General features: G+C 75.0%; 11 protein-coding genes and 1 pseudogene. 9 read left to right on the top strand and 3 right to left on the bottom strand.

Annotation, left to right across the window (positions count from 1 at the left end; all coding sequences use genetic code 11):
• The first annotated feature begins 8 nt into the window (after positions 1 to 8).
• The 9 genes from sucD (at position 9) to BUE43_RS25900 (ending at position 14,133) form a co-directional block, all read left to right on the top strand.
• A complete protein-coding gene (gene sucD, locus BUE43_RS25940; protein WP_073488024.1) occupies positions 9 to 899 on the top strand; it encodes a succinate--CoA ligase subunit alpha in 891 nt (296 codons plus the stop codon).
• 200 nt (positions 900 to 1,099) lie between these two features.
• Positions 1,100 to 1,876, top strand: coding sequence for a DUF5336 domain-containing protein (locus BUE43_RS25935; protein ID WP_073488021.1), 777 nt, complete (start codon positions 1,100 to 1,102; stop codon positions 1,874 to 1,876).
• A 135-nt stretch (positions 1,877 to 2,011) separates the two neighbouring features.
• Positions 2,012 to 3,601: a cell division protein PerM gene (locus BUE43_RS25930; protein ID WP_073488018.1), complete on the top strand. Its 1,590-nt coding sequence runs from the start codon at positions 2,012 to 2,014 to the stop codon at positions 3,599 to 3,601.
• Between the two features lie 424 nt (positions 3,602 to 4,025).
• Complete coding sequence (locus BUE43_RS33690) at positions 4,026 to 4,730, top strand: lipoprotein (RefSeq protein ID WP_143174380.1); 705 nt, start codon at positions 4,026 to 4,028, stop codon at positions 4,728 to 4,730.
• Positions 4,731 to 5,030: 300 nt separating this feature from the next.
• Positions 5,031 to 5,648: a phosphoribosylglycinamide formyltransferase gene (purN, locus tag BUE43_RS25920; protein WP_073488157.1), complete on the top strand. Its 618-nt coding sequence runs from the start codon at positions 5,031 to 5,033 to the stop codon at positions 5,646 to 5,648.
• The gene (gene purH, locus BUE43_RS25915) at positions 5,645 to 7,237 is read left to right on the top strand and encodes a bifunctional phosphoribosylaminoimidazolecarboxamide formyltransferase/IMP cyclohydrolase (protein ID WP_073488015.1); all 1,593 of its coding nucleotides are present in this window, start codon (positions 5,645 to 5,647) and stop codon (positions 7,235 to 7,237) included. The genes purN and purH overlap by 4 nt, the downstream gene beginning before the upstream one ends.
• A gap of 481 nt (positions 7,238 to 7,718) precedes the next feature.
• Positions 7,719 to 8,492 (top strand): hypothetical protein, encoded by a 774-nt coding sequence (locus tag BUE43_RS25910; RefSeq protein ID WP_073488012.1) that lies wholly within the window; start codon positions 7,719 to 7,721, stop codon positions 8,490 to 8,492.
• 189 nt (positions 8,493 to 8,681) lie between these two features.
• Positions 8,682 to 10,355 (top strand): Y-family DNA polymerase, encoded by a 1,674-nt coding sequence (locus BUE43_RS25905; protein WP_073488155.1) that lies wholly within the window; start codon positions 8,682 to 8,684, stop codon positions 10,353 to 10,355.
• A 340-nt stretch (positions 10,356 to 10,695) separates the two neighbouring features.
• Positions 10,696 to 14,133, top strand: a complete 3,438-nt coding sequence (locus BUE43_RS25900; RefSeq protein WP_073488009.1) for an error-prone DNA polymerase — start codon at positions 10,696 to 10,698, stop codon at positions 14,131 to 14,133.
• A gap of 90 nt (positions 14,134 to 14,223) precedes the next feature.
• Here BUE43_RS25900 and BUE43_RS25895 read toward each other — a convergent pair.
• The 3 genes and pseudogenes from BUE43_RS25895 to BUE43_RS25885 all read right to left on the bottom strand — a co-directional run.
• Positions 14,224 to 14,838 (bottom strand): annotated as a pseudogene (locus BUE43_RS25895) (carbon-nitrogen hydrolase family protein); the annotation flags it as partial.
• A gap of 63 nt (positions 14,839 to 14,901) precedes the next feature.
• Positions 14,902 to 16,383, bottom strand: coding sequence for a TNT domain-containing protein (locus tag BUE43_RS25890; RefSeq protein ID WP_073488003.1), 1,482 nt, complete (start codon positions 16,381 to 16,383; stop codon positions 14,902 to 14,904).
• An 81-nt stretch (positions 16,384 to 16,464) separates the two neighbouring features.
• Positions 16,465 to 18,234, bottom strand: coding sequence for a hypothetical protein (locus BUE43_RS25885; RefSeq protein ID WP_073488001.1), 1,770 nt, complete (start codon positions 18,232 to 18,234; stop codon positions 16,465 to 16,467).
• Positions 18,235 to 18,299: the final 65 nt, after the last annotated feature.

The following is an 18,299-nucleotide window of genomic DNA, read 5'->3' as shown; positions in this document are numbered from 1 at the left end:
GATCTGCTGTGGCCATTTTCCTGACTGAGAACAGCAAGGTCATCGTCCAGGGCATGACCGGCTCCGAGGGCAGCAAGCACACGCGGCGCATGCTCAAGGCCGGCACGACCATCGTGGGCGGCGTGAACCCGCGCAAGGCGGGCACCACCGTCGACTTCGACGGCACCGAGCTGCCGGTGTTCGCCACCGTGGCCGAGGCCATGGAGAAGACCGGCGCCGACGTCACCGTGATCTTCGTTCCGCCGAAGTTCACCAAGGACGCGGTCATCGAGGCCATCGACGCCGGCATCGGCCTGGCCGTCGTGATCACCGAGGGCGTCCCGGTGCACGACACCGCCGCGTTCTGGGCGCACGCCCAGGCGACCGGCAACAAGACCCGCATCATCGGCCCGAACTGCCCGGGCGTCATCTCGCCCGGCAAGTCCAACGCGGGCATCATCCCGGCCGACATCACCGGCCCCGGCAAGATCGGTCTGGTGTCGAAGTCCGGCACCCTGACCTACCAGATGATGTACGAGCTGCGGGACTTCGGCTTCTCCACCTGCGTGGGCATCGGCGGTGACCCGATCATCGGCACCACCCACATCGACGCCCTGCAGGCGTTCCAGGACGACCCGGAGACCGCCGCCATCGTCATGATCGGCGAGATCGGCGGCGACGCCGAGGAGCGGGCCGCGGCCTACGTCAAGGAGCACATCACCAAGCCGGTGGTGGGCTACGTGGCCGGCTTCACCGCGCCCGAGGGCAAGACCATGGGCCACGCCGGCGCGATCGTGTCCGGCTCGGCCGGCACCGCGCAGGCCAAGAAGGAGGCCCTGGAGGCCGCCGGGGTCCGGGTCGGCAAGACGCCGAGCGAGACCGCGGAGCTCATGCGCGAGATCATGAAGTCGCTGGGCTGACCAGCGCTGCGACAGTCGGACGGGGCCGGGCCGCCATTCGGGGGCCCGGCCCCGTCACATGGGCGATTCGGTCGGCGTGGCGGGGGAACTTGGGCGAGCCGCCCTGCGTCCCAGTACGGGTGATCGGTTAGCGTTCGCCTAGCCACGTGAGGGCGTCGACCAGACCTGCCGACACTGCTGACTCCCAGGGAGAGCTCACGATGACCTTCCCCACCGGTGCCCCGGGTGCGGCCCCGTCCCAGCCGGGTTCCGGCTTCGGGTTGGCCAAGATCCTGCACCTCGCCACCGCCGGCCTGGGCCTGCTGATCCTGTTCCTCGGCTTCGCCAAGATGCTGGACTTCCGCCCCGAGTCCTTCTACGGGGCGTTGACGCCCCTGGCGATTCCGGCGCTGTTCTGCATCGCCGGCGTCGTGGCGGCGTCCGTGGTCGTGCCGGGAGACCACAAGCCGGGCATCCTGCCGGCGGCCATCACGGTGCCGATGATCCTGGCGCTGACCTTCGGCGCGCTGGCGACGTCCGTGGACCTCGGCACCGGCACCATCCTGATCCTGATCTTCGGCTGGCTGCAGGCGATCGCGGCCGTGGCCGCGTTCCTGTTCGACGTCGGCATCCTCAAGCAGCCGGAGCCCAAGCCGCAGTTCGGCCAGCCGGGCGGGTGGAACCCGCAGAGCGGTGGCTTCCCGCAGCAGCCCGGTCAGTTCGGTCAGCCGGGTCAGCCGGGACCGTACGGCCAGCCCGGCCAGTTCGGCCAGCCGCAGCAGCCGGGGCAGTTCGGTCAGCCGGGCCAGCCCGCGCAGCCGGGTCAGCCCGGGCAGTACGGCCAGCCGCAGCAGCCCGGCCAGCCGGGGCACTTCGGGCAGCCGGGTCAGCCCGGCCAGGACCCCGGCCAGTTCGGCGCGGGCCCGGCGGGCCCGCAGGGCACCCAGCAGTTCCAGCCCGGCACCCCGCCCGGTGGCTTCGGCGCTCCCGGCCACTGATCTCGTTCTCGCCAGTGGGCCCGTCACCCCCGGGAGGGGTGACGGGCCCACTGCCGTTTCGCGGTCACCGTCCGCTGGACCCCGTTTCGGCGTGCCTCACTCGGATGGCTCAACCCCGGTGCGATGGTGGATGACGTGACCGCGATCCAGCCCGTTCCGCACGGGGTCGCCGAACCCGTGGGCGCGACCCGCGTCGAGTGGGCGCGGGCCATGGCCGCCGCGGCGGTCTGGCCGTTGTTCACCGGTTTCACGGCGGCGGCCACGGTCGTCGCCGTCGTGCTGTCCGCCACGCCCGGCGCGGATTTCTCGAGCGAGGCCGTGTTGCGGGGCGCCGCGCCGATGTGGCTGGCCGCGCACCAGGTGCCCCTGGTTGTGCGGGGGGTGCCGTTCGGGGCGCTGCCGCTGCTGCCCACGCTGCTCGTCGTGCTGCTCGCGCTCCGGGCCGCGGGGCTGGCGACGGAGCGGGTCCGGCCCCGGACCTGGGAGCAGGCGGCGATCATCGTCAGCGCGGTCGGCGGCGCGCACGGGGTCTTCGGCGCGGTGCTGGCCGGGCTCGCGGCCGGCCCGGTGACGGCGGAGGCCGCGACGGCGTTCTTCGGCTGCGGTCTGGTCGCCGGGGTGGGGGCGGCGGTGGGCATCCTCCGCCGGGCCGGCGCCCGCGCGCGGCTGCGTCGTCGAGCCGATCCCGCCGCCGTGCGCGGACTGCGGGCGGGGGCGCTCGGGCTGATCGCCCTGTTCACCGCGGGCGCGGCACTGACCACACTCGGGCTGCTGCTGTCGGCCGGCACGGCGCACGAGCTGTTCGCCGAGGTCGCGCCGGACGCGGGGAGCGCGTTCGGGCTCTGGTTGCTGTCGGTGTCCTACCTCCCCAACGCGGTGACCGCGGCGGTGGCCTTCCTCGTCGGCCCGGGCTTCGCCATCGGTCAGATGGCCGTGTCGCCGCTGAGCACGCTGCCGGGGGCGGTGCCACCGATGCCCCTGTTGGCCGCGTTGCCCGCCGCCGAGGCCGAGCGGTGGTGGGCGCTCGCGTTCGTGGCTCCGCTGGCCGTCGGCGTGTTGGTGGGCTGGGTGTGCCGCCGGTGCGACCCGAACCCGCTGGCGCGACTGCGGGTGGTGGCGGTGGCCGCCGCCGTGGTCGGGCTGGCGAGCTTCCTGGTGGCCGCGCTGGCCGGGGGCCGGTTGGGCAGCGGGGCGTTCGACCCGGTGACCGTGCCGGCCGGGCTGGTGGCGGTCGCCGCGTTCTGCTGGATCTCGTTCCCGGGGGCTGTCGTCGCCTGGTTCGGCGGGCCTCGGCCGGCGCGGGCCGTGTCGCCTGCGAGCGGCGTGGCCGACGCGGATGTCGAGTCCCGTGACGGGTCTGGTGCCGAGGCCGATGACGAGACCGGCGCGGGGTTGGATGCCGAGACCGGGGGCGGGATCGAGGCCGAGGCCGAGGTCGAGGTCGTGGTCGGGTCCGAGGTCGGGTCCGAGGTGGACGGTGCCGGGGACGAGCTGGAGGACGACGCCAGCGCGGACGAAGCCATTGAGGACGAGGTGGCTGAGGACGAAGCGGTTGAGACCGGGGCCGGGCAGGACGGGGCCGGGCAGGACGAGGCGGGCGCTCCCGAGAGGATCGCCGAGGGCGTCTCGGAGTCCGAGGACGTGCCGTCGGATGACCGGGTCACCGATCGTGGTGCGCGGAGTGCTCGGGACACGGATGACAAGAGACGTTCACCCGCGAATTGATCTGTATTTCGGATCTTGGTCGGTGGGGCCGGTAGTGGGGTGAGGTGCCGGCCCCGAACGGTGGTTTGCGGGGTTTAGTCGAGCGAGAACCGTACTTCTGCTGTGCCTTGAGCGGGCAACAGACCACTGGTTGTCCACAGGCTCGGAGTTGTCCACAGGTTGGGGTTTCTGCTCTGCGGCGGCCGGGTGTTGATCGGTAGGCTGGAGCGGGGCTCGCCCCCCAGGGCGGGTGGGGGCTGTCCACGGGGGAGTGGGGCGCGCGGAGAAGGTGGCGCGTGACGGCCGGGTGGTTTTCCCGGGCTGAGTGGGCCCGTGTTGGGCCAGTTGGGCGCCTGCGGCGAACGCGGCCCGGGAAAGCGGTGGGGGAAAGGCTTCTCCGGCGCTACGGTCCTCGCGGATCTTTTCGAGGGGGCACGAGGTTCTCATGCGCGCACGTACTGTTCTCGCGCTGTCCACTGTGGTCATTGGTGTGTTGTCGGCTGGCTGTTCGGGCGGCCAGGGTGGCGGTGCGGCGTCCTCCGCGCCGGCGTCGTCTTCTGGCTCCACGACGGCTTCGCCGTCGGCGACCAGCTCGGGAAACGCGCAACCCGCCCAGGCCGGCGCGCCCTGGCACGACGACGTCAGGCCGGAGCCGAGCGCCGGGAAGATCGGCGGTTCCGACACGCCGTGCGCGCTTCCGGTGGCGTTCGACCTGGCGAAGTCCTGGAAGGCCCAGTCCGTCCAGGTCGACGCTTCCGGGCCGGCGGTCCAGTTGGGGCGCAAGGGCGGCTTCGGCCTCAAATGCGAGATCGACGCCAAGGGCGCCGGGCACCTCGGATTCCTCCGGGTGTGGGTCGCCGACCAGCCGGGAGGCGTTCCCCGACAGGCGTTGGAGAAGTTCCTCGGCGGGGAGAAGAACCTCAGTGAGCAGCAGTACCGGGAACTCACCGTGGGCGGGATGACCGCCGCGGAGGTCACCTACGCCCAGGAGTACCCGGCGATGGAGATGCGGACCCGCAAACGCGTCGTGGCGGTGAATGCGCCGCGGGGAATGGTGTTGGTGGCGCTCGACGGTCTGGACGCCGACGAGAACCGGGGAATGGTTCCCGCGCACGCGCTCGCGAAGCAGAGCATGACGCCCGTGTCGTGAGTCGGGTTCGGTCACGCGCCGGGAAACCGGTGCGGGGAGAACGGCGTGCCGTCCGGGGAGGTCGGACCTCTTCGTCAAGATCGACAACGCACCGCCTACGCTGACGCCGACACCCGCGCGACCCAGCAGCCCAGGCAGGAGACCGAGCTGAGCCCGTCGAGTGTGGACGCCGGCCCCGCGTCCGAGCACACAGCACGCCCTGCCCGTCCTGTGCCCACGACCGGGTCGGTCGCGTCCGGAGAGCCGGGACAGTCCGGAGGGGCCGTCCCGTCCGAGGCCGAGCGGCAGTCCGGCACGTGCCTGCGGCTTCCCCACCCGGCCCGCGTCGTCGCCCTCGTCTCCGGCTCGGGGACCCTGTTGCAGGCCCTGCTCGACGCGGCCGCCGACCCCGACTACCCGGCCCGGGTCGTGGCCGTGGTCGCCGACCGCGCCGGCATCGAGGGCCTGGCCCGCGCCGAGCGCCTGGGCCTGCCCACCCACGCGGTGCGGCTGGCCGACCACGCCGACCGCGACGCGTGGGACGCCGCGCTCACCGGGACCGTCGCCGACCACGAGCCCGACCTCGTGGTGTCCGCCGGCTTCATGAAGATCCTCGGCCACCGCTTCCTCGGGCGCTTCGGCGGCCGGGTGGTCAACACCCACCCCGCGTTGCTGCCCGCCTTCCCCGGCGCGCACGCGGTCCGGGACGCCATCGCCTACGGCGTGAAGGTCACCGGCTGCACGGTGCACCTGGTCGACGCCGGCGTGGACACCGGGCCGATCGTCGCCCAGGAGCCGGTCGAGGTGCGCCAGGGGGAGACCGAGGCCGCCCTGCACGAGCGGATCAAGACCGTGGAGCGACGAATGCTGGTGGATGTCGTCGCCCGGCTGGCCCGCGAGGGCTGCACCGTGACCGGACGAGAGGTGAGGATCCCGTGACCGCGACCCAGTCCCCCGTGGAGGGCAGGCGGCCCGTGCGACGCGCGTTGGTCGGCGTGTCGGACAAGTCGGGCCTGCTGGAGCTGGCCACCGGGTTGCACGCCGCCGGCGTGGAGATCGTGTCCACCGGGGGCACGGCGCGTGCCCTCGCCGACGCCGGCGTGCCGGTGACGCCGGTGGAGGAGCTGACCGGCTTCCCGGAGTGCCTGGACGGCCGGGTGAAGACGCTGCACCCGAGGGTGCACGCCGGGCTGCTGGCCGACGTCCGCCGCGAGGAGCACGTCGAGCAGATCCGGCGGCTCGACATCGCGCCGTTCGACCTCCTGGTGGTCAACCTCTACCCGTTCGCCAGGACGGTCGCCTCGGGCGCCGGTCAGGACGAGTGCGTCGAGCAGATCGACATCGGCGGCCCGGCCATGGTCCGCGCCGCGGCCAAGAACCACGCCAACGTGGCGGTCGTGGTCGACCCGTCGCGGTACGACTGGGTGCTGGAGCGGGTGCGGGACGGCGGGTTCACGCTGGCCGACCGGCAGGCGCTGGCCGCGGCCGCGTTCCGGCACACCGCGTCCTACGACGTGGCGGTGGCCTCGTGGATCGGCCAGGAGCTGGCGCCGGACGACGAGGGCTCCGGCTTCCCGGGCTGGATGGGCGCGACCTACCAGCGGGCCGCGGTGCTGCGCTACGGCGAGAACCCGCACCAGAGGGCCGCGCTGTACGTCTCGGGCTCCGGCGGTGGGCTGGCCGGCGCCCGGCAGCTGCACGGCAAGCAGATGTCGTACAACAACTACGTCGACACCGACGCGGCCTGGCGGGCGGCGCACGACCACGACGACGCGTGTGTGGCGATCATCAAGCACGCCAACCCCTGCGGCATCGCGATCTCCACTGTGGACGGTGACGGGGCCGTCGCCGAGGCGCACCGGAGGGCGCACGCGTGCGACCCGGTGAGCGCCTACGGCGGTGTGATCGCGGCCAACCGCGAGGTCACCGTCGAGATGGCCGAGCAGGTGGCGGACATCTTCACCGAGGTGATCGTCGCCCCGTCCTACGCCGACGGCGCCGTGGAGGTGCTGTCGCGCAAGAAGAACGTGCGCATCCTGGTGGCCGAGCCGCCGGCGCGCGGCGGGCTGGAGACCCGCGCGGTCTCGGGCGGTCTGCTGGCGCAGTCGGCCGACGCCATCGACGCCCCCGGCGACGACCCGGCGAAGTGGACGCTGGCCTGCGGCACGCCGGTGGACGAGGAGACCCTGGGCGACCTGCGGTTCGCCTGGCGGGCCTGCCGCGCGGTGAAGTCCAACGCGATCCTGCTGGCGCACGGCGGCGCGACGGTCGGCGTCGGCATGGGTCAGGTGAACCGGGTGGACGCCGCCCGGCTCGCGGTGACCCGTGCGGGCGACCGGGCCCGGGGCGCGGTCGCGGCCTCGGACGCGTTCTTCCCGTTCCCGGACGGCCTGCGGGTGCTGCTGGACGCCGGGGTGCGGGCCGTGGTGCAGCCGGGCGGGTCGGTGCGGGACGCGGAGGTGATCGCGGCGGCCGAGGAGGCCGGCGTCGCCCTGTACCTCACCGGGACGCGGCACTTCGCGCACTGACGGTTCGACCGGTCTCGCTCCGGAGGGGGCTGTCCGCCACGGCGGACAGCCCCCTCCGGCGTTGTGGGGCCGCGTGCGGGGCCCTGGTCGGACGCGCCGCTCCGCCGTGGTGAAATGATCTTGAGATGGCTGGTCGCCGCGCCCTGCCGCCTTCGGCGCCGTGCCGGGCTCCGAAGGCGCTCCGCTGGCGAGTGCGGTGCTGTGACCTGTGCTTTTGGTGGCAATTGGGGTTGTCGGGGCAGGGCGGTGTCCGGCGTGCCCGATGTCGACGAGCGGCCGCTGTCAGCCCGTCCGAGTTCACTCTTCAGTGGGGGTTGACGGGCGCGGTCCGGCTCGGTTTACTAGGTGTTGTTCGAACGGGTGTTCGAATGAACGGAGTGGTCGAACCTCCCGAGGGTGATCACATCCGCAGCACCGCTGGCTTCCCCACGGCGGTGACGTGCCCAGGGTGCGGGCGCGTCTCCAGGGGAAGGAGTGGCCGGTGTCCGGTGCGGTGGTCGCGTCGTTGAGGTCGCTGGACGGGGTGGTCACGGCATCCGGGGTCGCCGTGGCCTCCGGCGACCGCCTGACGAGGCGGGTGCTGCCGGTGCGGGCGGAACTGGCCGCCGTGCTGCCGTGGGGTGGGTTGCGCCGCGGCAGCACGGTGGCGGTGCGCGGGTCGACCTCGCTCCTGCTCGCCACGCTGGCCGAAGCCACCGCCGCCGGCTCGTGGGCCGCGGTCGTGGGGATGCCCGGGCTGGGTGCGCTCGCCGCGGCCGAGGCGGGAGCGGCGACGAATCGGCTGGCCCTGGTGCCACGGCCGGGTGACGAGCTGGTGGCGGTGGTCGCCGCGTTGCTCGACGGGATCGACCTGGTCGTGGTGGCTGAACCGGAGCGGATCAGCCCCGCCACGACCAAGCGGCTGTCCGCGCGGGCCCGGCAGCGGGGCGCGGTGCTGATGCCGTTGGGTCCCTGGCCGGCGGCCGACCTGGAGCTGAGCTGTGCCGACGGGCGGTGGTCCGGACTCGGCGCCGGCCACGGCTACCTGCGGGAACGCGAGATTCTGGTGCGGGTGAGCGGGCGGGGCGGCGCCGCGCGGCCCCGGTTCACCCGACTGATGGCACCCGCGGCCGAGCGGCGGGAGTCGAGTCCGGCGGAGGTCGGTGAGTCGCGGCGCGATGCGGACGTGCTCGCGCCGTGGGCCGACTCGGTGACTGACCCGTTGGCTGACTCGTTGCCCGACGGCGGGCGCGTGTTGCCGATGGTGGCGGGGTGAGCGTCGTGGCCGGACGACGTGACGACCCGATCCGTCGCGGTCCGCTCGCGCCGGGGACGGGCATCGGATCTCCTGGTTTGCTGTTGCGGGCAGTGTGCTCTCCCCGGCCGGTGGTGTCAGTGGTGTGGGTGTCCTGCGGCCGCGGTTGGTGGTTGAGGGTGGTGTGGCCGCGAAAGCGGGGTGGCCGCGATGAGCGCTGAGAACTGCGGGCGGGGACCGGCCGCGGTGCGCACGCTGGTGGCGTGGTGCCCGGACTGGCCCGTGGTCGCCGCGTGCGCGGCGGCGGGGGCCGCGCCCCACGCGCCGGCCGCCGTCCTCGTCGCGAACCGGGTGGTCGCGTCGTCCGCCACGGCCAGGGCCGACGGCGTCGGGCGCGGCCTGCGGAAGCGGGAGGCCCAGGCGCGGTGTCCCCGGCTGCTGGTGTTCGACGACGACCGCGAGCGGGACGCCCGGTTGTTCGAGCCGGTGGTGGCGGCGGTCGAGGAGCTCGCGCCCGGCGTCGAGGTGGTGCGGCCGGGGCTGGTCGCGGTGCCCGCCGGGGGGCCCGGCCGGTACTTCGGGGGTGAGGAGGCCGCGGCGGAGCGGATCGTCGACCACGTCGCGGCGCGTTCCGGCGCGGAGTGCCAGGTGGGCGTGGCGGACGGCTTGTTCGCCGCGACCCTGGCGGCACGCCGGGGCGTGCTGGTGCCGCCGGGGGACAGCCCGGGCTTCCTCGCCCCGATGAGCGTCGCCGAGCTGTTGTCCGACGAGGGAACAAAACCGTCCACTTCGGACAGATCGAGGTTGGTGGATCTGTTGCGCCGCCTTGGTCTGCGCACACTGGGCGCGTTCGCGGCGGTGCCGGCTGGGGACGTCGCGTCCCGGTTCGGGGCCGACGCGGTGCTCGCGCACCGGCTGGCCGGCGGACTGGAGGAGCGCCCACCGGGTCGCCGCCGCCCGCCGCCCGAGCTGGCCGTGGCCGAGGAGCTCGACCCGCCGGTGGACCGGGTCGACGCCGCCGCGTTCGCCGCCAGGGCGTTGGCCGAGCGGCTGCACGCCCGGCTGACGCGGCTCGGCCTGGCCTGCACCCGGCTGCGCATCGAGGCGCGGACCGGGCACGGGGAGGAACTGGCGCGGGTGTGGCGGTGCGCGGAGCCGCTGACCCCGTCCGGCACCGCCGACCGGGTGCGGTGGCAGCTCGACGGCTGGCTGACGGGGCGCGGCGCGGCGCGCCCCACTGCCGGCGTGGTGTCGTTGCGGTTGGCGCCGGAGGAGGTGGTCGGCGCCGCCGCGTTGCAGCTCGACCTCTTCCGCGGGGAGACCCCGGACGGCGAGCGGGCGGCGCGGGCGCTGGTCAGGGTGCAGGGTCTGCTCGGGCCGGACGCGGTGTTGACCCCGGTGGTGGGCGGCGGGCGCGGCCCCGCGGACCGGGTGCGGTGGGTGCCGTGGGGCGACGAGCGGCGGCCCGCGCTGGACCCGGAGCCGCCGTGGCCGGGACGGTTGCCGGCGCCGTCGCCGACGGTGGTGCCCGAGCGGCCGACTCCCGCGGAGGTGCTGGACGGGGCCGGGCGGCCGGTGGGGGTCAGCGGGCGGCACGTGATCAGCGCTGCGCCGGAGTCGGTGCGGGTGGAGGGGGAGCCGCCGCGGCGCGTGTTGGCGTGGGCGGGGCCATGGCCGGTGCACGAACGGTGGTGGCTGGCCGCTGCGGCCGCCGAGCCGCCGGTCCTGGGGGCGCCCGGGGCTGGCGCGGAGCCCCTGGCCGGCCCGCGTCGGGCCGCCCGGCTCCAGGTCGTGCTCGCGGCCGAGGGCGACGAGGCGGGACAGCTCGCGTTGCTGCTGGTCCGCGAGTCCGGCGAGTGGTGGGTGGAGGGCCGTTACGACTGACCTCGCCGGAGATGCCCTCCGCCGCGCCCGCCGCTCCGCGCCCCGCCTGAGGTCAGCCCCCACCCGTCCCGGGGGGCGAGCCCCGCTCCAGCCTATCGGCCGGCGCCAGGGCGCCACCAGACCAGAACAGTCCGCTGTGGACAACCCGGGACCCTGTGGACAACACCGTCCACAAAGGAATGAATCTTCCACCGCTTCGGGTCGGCTGCCGCTCGTCCGCTTGCACCCGGAGCCCAAACACAGACAGGGAAAGCGGAAACGGCAGACAGCCGGCGACGACGAAGGGGCCAGAGCGGCGAACCCCGGGCAGGGGCGAGCGGGAAACGTGAGGAGGTGGCGCATGGGGTGGAACAACCCGCCGTTGAGCTGGAACGAGTTCGAACGGGCACTGTCCGGACACGCCGGGGGAAAGCTGCCCCGCGACGAGGCGCACCCCGGAGACGGCGGCGACAGCCCCGCGTGGGGACGTCGGCGGGCGCGGTACACCGCCCCACCGGACACTCCGCGGGACACCCCACCCGCGCCGGACCGGCACGTGCCCTACGCCGAGCTGCACTGCCACTCCAACTTCAGCTTCCTCGACGGGGCGAGCCATCCCGAGGAACTGGCCGCCGAGGCCGCCCGACTCGGGCTGGAGGCGATCGCGTTGACCGACCACGACGGCGTGTACGGCGTGGTCCGGTTCGCCGAGGCCGCAGCCGGGCTGGGGGTGCGCACGGTGTTCGGCGCCGAGCTCAGCCTCGGGCTCTCCCGGCCGCAGAACGGGGTCGCCGACCCGGAGGGCCGGCACCTGCTGGTGCTCGCCAGGGACCCGGAGGGCTACGCGCGGCTGTGCCGGGCGATCACCGCCGGTCAGCTCCGGGGGGAGGAGAAGGGGCGCCCGGTCTACGACGAGGAGGAGCTGGCCGCGCGGGCGGACGGGCACTGGGCGGTGCTCACCGGGTGCCGCAAGGGCGCCGTCCGCGCGGCGCTGGAGACCGGTGGCCCCTCGGCCGCGGCACGGGAGCTGGACCGGCTGGTTTCCCTGTACGGCGCGGAGAACGTCCACGTCGAGCTCACCAACCACGGCCTGCCCGACGACGACGCCCGCAACGACGCGCTCGCCGACCTCGCCGCGGCGGCCGGACTGTCCACAGTGGCCACCAACGCCGTGCACTACGCCACGCCGGCGCGGTACCCGCTGGCGACCGCACTGGCCGCCGTCCGCGCCCGGCGGGGCCTGGACGAGATGGACGGCTGGCTGCCGCCCTCGGCCGCCGCGCACCTGCGGTCCGGGGCGGAGATGGCCGCGTTGTTCGCCCGCCACCCCCGTTCGGTGCGCGCCGCCGCCGAACTGGGCCGCTCGTGCGCCTTCGACCTCCGGCTGGTCGCGCCGAAGCTGCCCCCGTTCCCGGTCCCGCCGGGGCACACGGAGAACACGTGGCTGCGCGAGCTGACCATGCGGGGCGCCGCGGACCGGTACGGCCCACCGGACGCGAACCCGCGCGCGTACCGCCAGATCGAGCACGAGCTCGCGGTGATCGAGGGGCTGGGCTTCCCCGGCTACTTCCTGGTGGTGCACGACATCGTCCAGTTCTGCCAGAAGCACCACATCCTGTGCCAGGGCCGGGGCTCGGCGGCCAACTCCGCGGTCTGCTACGCCCTGGGCATCACCCACGTCGACGCGGTCCGGTACGAGCTGCTCTTCGAGCGGTTCCTCGCGCCGGAGCGGGACGGGCCGCCGGACATCGACGTGGACATCGAGTCCGACCGCAGGGAGGAGGTCATCCAGTACGTCTACCGCCGGTACGAGCGCGACCGGGCGGCGCAGGTGGCGAACGTGATCACCTACCGCGCCCGGTCCGCCATCAGGGACGTGGCCAGGGCCTTCGGTTTCTCGCCCGGCCAGCAGGACGCGTGGAGCGGGCAGATCGACCGGTGGGGGCCGCTGCGCGACGCCACCGACGACACGGACATCCCGCCGCACGTGGTGGCGTTGGCCGACCAGCTTGAGGGGTTCCCCCGCCACCTGGGCATCCACTCCGGCGGGATGGTCATCTGCGACCGCCCGGTGAGCGAGGTGTGCCCGGTCGAGTGGGCGCGGATGCCCGGCCGCACGGTCCTCCAGTGGGACAAGGACGACTGCGCGGCGGTCGGCCTGGTCAAGTTCGACCTGCTCGGGCTGGGCATGCTGTCCGCGCTGCACTACGCGGTCGACCTGGTCACCGAGCACCACGGCGTGCGGGTCGACATCGGCCGCCTCGACCTCGCCGACCCGGCGGTCTACGAGATGCTCTGCCGCGCCGACGCCGTCGGCGTGTTCCAGGTGGAGAGCCGCGCCCAGATGGCCACCCTGCCCCGGCTGCGGCCCAGGGAGTTCTACGACCTGGTGGTCGAGGTGGCGTTGATCCGGCCCGGCCCGATCCAGGGCGGCTCGGTGCACCCCTACATCCGCCGCCGCAACGGGCGGGAGGCGGCGACGGTCGACCACCCGCTGCTGGAGCGGGCGCTGAGGAAGACGCTGGGCGTGCCGTTGTTCCAGGAGCAGCTGATGCAGATCGCCGTGGACGTCGCCGGGTTCACCGGGGCCGAGGCCGACGAGCTGCGCCGGGCGATGGGCTCGAAGCGGTCGGCGGAACGCATGGAGCGGATCAGGGGGCGGCTGTTCGAGGGCATGGCGGCCAACGGCATCCGGGGCGAGCTCGCCGAGCGGATCTACGGCAAGTTGTTGGCCTTCGCCAACTTCGGCTTCCCGGAGAGCCACGCGTTGAGCTTCGCGTTGCTGGTCTACGCCAGCTCCTGGTTCAAGCTCTACTACCCGGAGGCGTTCTGCGCGGCGTTGCTGCGCGCGCAGCCGATGGGCTTCTACTCGCCCCAGTCGCTGATCGCGGACGCCAGGAGGCACGGCGTGGAGGTGCGGGGCCCGGACGTCAACGCCAGCCTCGACCACCCGACGCTGGAGCCGGTGGACCCCTCGGGGCCCGAGCCGCTCTCCAGGGAGCCGGCCAACCGCCGGCAGGCCGTCGCGGACGGCGTGGCCCTGAGCACCGCCGACGGGAGGGAGGTGCTCGCCGTGCCCCGGGAGCGGCGGGAACCCCGCGCGGTGCGCATGGGGCTGGCCGTGGTCCGGGGGCTGGGGGAGGAGCTGGCCGGCCGGATCGTCGCCGAACGGCGGAGCAACGGCCCCTACCGCGACATGGTCGACCTGGCCCGTCGCGTCCGGCTCACCACCGCCCAGGTCGAGGCGTTGGCCACGGCGGGCGCGTTCGACTGCTTCGGCACGACCCGCCGCGGCGCGTTGTGGGCGGCCGGGGCCGTGGCGGCGGAGCGCCCGGACCGGCTACCCGGCACGGCCGTCGGTGTGGCCGCCCCGCCCCTGCCGGGCATGGACGAGGTGGAGCTGGCCGTCGCCGACGTGTGGGCCACCGGCGTCTCCCCGAACAGCTACCCGACCCAGTTCGTGCGCGACCGGCTGGACGCGCTGGGCGCGCTGCCCACGGCGCGGCTGGCCGAGGCGGAGCACGGGTCGCGGGTGCTGGTGGGCGGGGCGGTCACCCACCGCCAGCGGCCGGCGACCGCCGGCGGGGTCACCTTCCTCAACCTGGAGGACGAGACCGGGATGGTCAACGTCGTCTGCACCCCCGGCGTGTGGGCCCGCTACCGGCGGCTGGCCCGGTCCAGCCCCGCCCTGCTGGTGCGGGGTGTGCTGGAACGGGCCGACGGCGTCGTCAACCTCCGCGCCGACCGCCTGCAACGGCTCGACCTGCGCATCCCCTCCCGATCCCGGGACTTCCGCTGACGCCGACCACGCCCGCGGCCAGATCGAGCTGACGAGATCCCGGTGGCCACCACCGCCGAGCCGAACGCAGCGGTGACCCCGGGGAGACGGTCAGACCGTGCCGGGGTGGAGGGTCGCGACCGCGAGGTCGGGTACGCCGGCGCCGGCCTGGGCGACCAGGCGGCCTGCGGGGTCCCACACGCCGCTGCCGCCCGTGGTGCGGTACCCGCCGGTCTCGTCGCCGTGCGTGGCGAGCACCGCCCACCCGCCGTGGTCGGCGGACCGGGCCCGCAGGTGGTCGTCCCTGCGCCGCTCGGTGCCCGCCTCGTAGAGCGCGCTCACCACGTAGACGTCCGCGCCCGCGCCGAACACCTCGGCGGCGTGCTCGGGAAGGGCGGCGTCCCGGCAGATCGCCATGCCCAGCGCCCAGCCGTCCACGTCCACCAGCGTCGGCTTCTCCCCGGCGCGGAACAGCTCCCGCTCTTGGCCGTGCGGGTGCTTCTTCGCATAGGTGTTGACGACCTCGCCGTCGTCGCCGAACACCAGGGAGGCGAGCAGCAGGTCGTCGCCGTCCGGAGCCGCCGCGCCGACCACGGCGAACACGCGGTCCTGGCGCAGGCGCGGCGGACCGGGGCCAACCGGGGGGTCGTCGGCGGAGGTCGTGACGCGCGCCGGCGCGGACGCGACCAGGCCCAGCTCGTACCCGGTCAGCGACAGCTCGGGGAAGACGACGACCGTGCGCCCCGCCGGCCGGCCGCCCGGCGGCGAGAAGAGACCCGCCGCCGGGACTCAGCGCGGTCGTGGGTAGCCCGTGAGCGGTACCAGCGTGCCGTCGGTGACCAGATCGCGCAGCGGCAGGGGGAACACGTAGCCGATGCCGCCGCCGGGCTGGCCGAACCACGGGATCGCCGTGCCGGCCAGCACCTCCACCGGTCGTTGCACGCGGTACGCGTGGTGGGCCAGGTCCCGCCAGTCCGGCGGGAGCGAGCGCCAGCCGAACGGCGTGCCGGCCGCGTAGAGGACGTTGCCGTCGGCGGAGCCGAACCGGTCCACCTCCGTCCCCACCGGCAGCACCATCCGCCGGAGGTCGCGGTAGAGCTCCAGCGGGGGCTCGCCGGCCAGCGGCTCGATGGGCTGCGCCACCACGTGCCGCGAGCTGGGCGCGGGCGCGGCGGGCGCCGGAGCCAGTTCCAGCAGCACGGAACCGAGCAGGAACGCGGCCGCGTCGGCCAGCTCGGTGAACCGGAGCTGGCGGGGCAGCTCCCCCGGCCGCGACCGGCCCACGAACCAGTCGTGCGTGTTGCGCACCAGGTACCAGGCGTTGTCGGCGGTCTCGCCGATCCGGTAGGCGTTGGCCGGCACGCCGAACCCGGCGAGCCGCCGCCGCACCTCGTGCACCACCGTGTCGTCGTCCGGCGCGGGCGGCGGGGTCGGGGTGGGGATCCGGCCGCCCACCGCGATCGTCGCCGCGTGCAGCGCGGCCTCCGTCACCTCGGGCACGGCGAAGCCGTTGGCCCTGGCGTGCTCGACCAGCTCCTGCTGCGGCGGAACCCCGTGCTGCCGCAGGTAGTAGACGACCGCGCCCGGCCAGATCCAGGTGCCGTCGGTGTGGAAGGTCGCCGGGACCACCTGGGGCGCGTCCGGCGCGAGCTGGTCGGCCTCGGTGACCCCGGCCGAGCCGATGATCGGCGCGCCGCTGAGGTAGTTGAGCAGCGGCCCCAGGTCGCCGGGCGGGACCACCGGCCGGTCGACGGCGGGCCGCCCGGTCGCGTCGACCCCGTCGAAGGTCAACGCCCTGCGGAACGGCGAGCCCGGCGGCTCCTCCCTCGGTGCCCGCAGCAGGCCCACCTTGCGGACCAGCCAGTCGGGCACGTGCTCCGGGTTCCTCGGGAAGGACCGCAGGTCCTCCCGGTAGACGTCGGGGCCGACCGGCGACTCCCAGTCGGGCTCCCGGTCCCGGTCGAACGCCGCCGTCGGCTCGCCGCCGCGTACCAGGGTGATGCGGGCGGTGAACCAGGTTCCCCGCCGGGGGTTGTGCATCACCGACCGGAGCTGGTCGACCAGGTCGGCGCACGCGGGGGAGGGGTGGAACTGCGTCGTCGCCCCCCGCTGCCGCACCACGTGCGCCGTGTCGCCGGCCAGCTTCCCGACCCGTCGGGAGACCAGCCGCAACTCCGCCCAGTCCTCGGGCGCCTCCGCGCCGACCGCTCCCATGAGTCGACGTGTCAGCTCCTCGGCCTCGGGGCTCATCCGTTCCGGCTCGTCGGACACCGTCCACCTCCGCTCCACCGAGCGACGCCGACCCTGGCGTCAGTGTCGACCCTCGGCGGTCCGCACGCCGGGCGGCTGGCGTCAGCGCACCGGGTCGGGGTCCTCCTCCGGCCAGTCCGCGGGCACGCGGCCGTCCTCCCCGGCGCCCGGCGCCGTCTCCGCCGCGCCCGCCATGTCGCTCAGCACCGCGCCGAGCAGGTACCGCGCCGCGGGCTCGCAGTCGCCGAACTCGGCGCCGTCCCGCCGCTCCCCGCCGTCGGCGCGGAACACCACCCAGCGGTCGTCCTCGTGCAGGAGGCTCCACGTCCCGTCCTCGGTGGCGCCCAGCCGGTAGCTCGCCGGGTCGGCGTCGAACACCACGAGCAGCCGCTGGAGCTCCCGCAGCACCGCCGAGCCGATCGGCGCGGGCGCGACCCGACGGCGGAGCTGGCGGGTGCGCTCGCTCCGGCGGCCCGGCTCGATCCACTGCGGAGTCCGCGCGGGCGGGGCCGGGGCGTCGGCCCGGGCCACCGCCGTCGGCGGAGGTGGCGGTGGCGGTGGCGGGGTGGCGACCGGCGGCGGGGTCTGCCCGGGCGCGATCCACTGCGTGGCCTCGACGGCGGGCTCCACCGCCTCCGGCCGCGTCAGGACGGTCGGCGGCTCCGGGGTGGCCGGCGGCCCGTCCGGCGGCGCTCCGCCGACTCGCGGGTCCGGCGTCGGCGTGGGCCGGGGCGGCTCGGCCTGCGGCCTCGCCGGCAGCCCCGGCGGCGGTCCTGGTGGCGCTGGCTCCGGCTCGGGCTCGGCCGACGGCGCGCCCGGCCCGGCGGCCGACGGCGGCTCGACGGGAGGCGGCGACGTGGCCGGGGGAGCGGTTCCCGGTGGCGGCGCCACCGGCCCCCGGGGCGCGGGCTCGACGTGCCCCTCGCCGACCGAAGCGGCGGGGCCCTGCGGCGCCGGAGACGACGGGGACGACGGAGGCGCCGGGGCCGGCGGCTTGGGCGCGCCACCCCGCAGGCGGAGCAGGTGGGCCCTGGCCGCGTCCTCGGTCGCGGCGTCCACCTCGGGCAGCTCGAACCCCCGCCGCACCATGTGCTCGACCAGGCCGGGGTCGGGCGGAACCCGGTGCTGGCGCAGGTAGTACGGCACGGCGCCGGGCCACACCCAGACACCGTCGGTGTGGAAGACCAGCGGCACGGCCTCGGTCCGCTCGGGGGCGAGCAGGTCGGTGTCGAGGCCGTCGAGCGAGTGCACGACCGGGGCGTGCTCCAGGTAGTCGAGCATCCTGGGCAGCAGGTCCGGCGGCACCGGGGGGCGCTGCACGGTCGGTCGGCCGTCGGGCCCCGGGCGGTCGAAGGTGCGCGCGGCCCGGAACGGCGGCGGCTCGGCCGGTGGGCGCCCCGGCGGGGGCACGGTCCCGGCTCCCCGGGGCGGCGGGGGCGGTGTGCCGGCGGCCCGCTCGTGCAGCCAGGAGGGAACCCGGTCCGCCGGGCGGGGGAAGGCCCGCAGCTCCTCGCCGAACGCCGTGGGCGGCGGCGGGTTCTGCCACTTCGGCTCGGTGTCGTAGTCGAACTCGTTGGTCATCCGGCCGTCCGGCGACACCAGGAACCGGGCGGTGAACCAGCTCCCGGTGCCGCTGCTGTGCATGTTGCGGCGCAGCACCACGCACATCTCGACGACCTGGACCGACGGCGGCAGCGGCCGGGAGCCCCCCTCCGCGAGCGCCACCGAGGTCGACAGCTCGACGTGCCGGCCGACGGTGCGGAACTCGGCCGAGACGTGTCGCCACTGGCCGGGCGCGGAGCGCGCCAGGGTCTGGGCGATCTGGTCGAGCAGACCCTGTTGCTCGACCATCTGCTGGGTCGACGGCGGCATCGCGGGTGTCCTCAGGGCTCAGGGTGGGGTGAACGCGGGCGGACGCTGACTGGTGATCAGTGTGG

This window comes from Streptoalloteichus hindustanus, from assembly GCF_900129375.1.
Classification (GTDB): Bacteria; Actinomycetota; Actinomycetes; order Mycobacteriales; family Pseudonocardiaceae; genus Streptoalloteichus; species Streptoalloteichus hindustanus.
Note: the sequence above shows the minus strand (reverse complement) of the source record. Positions and strands in the feature narration are given on the sequence as shown.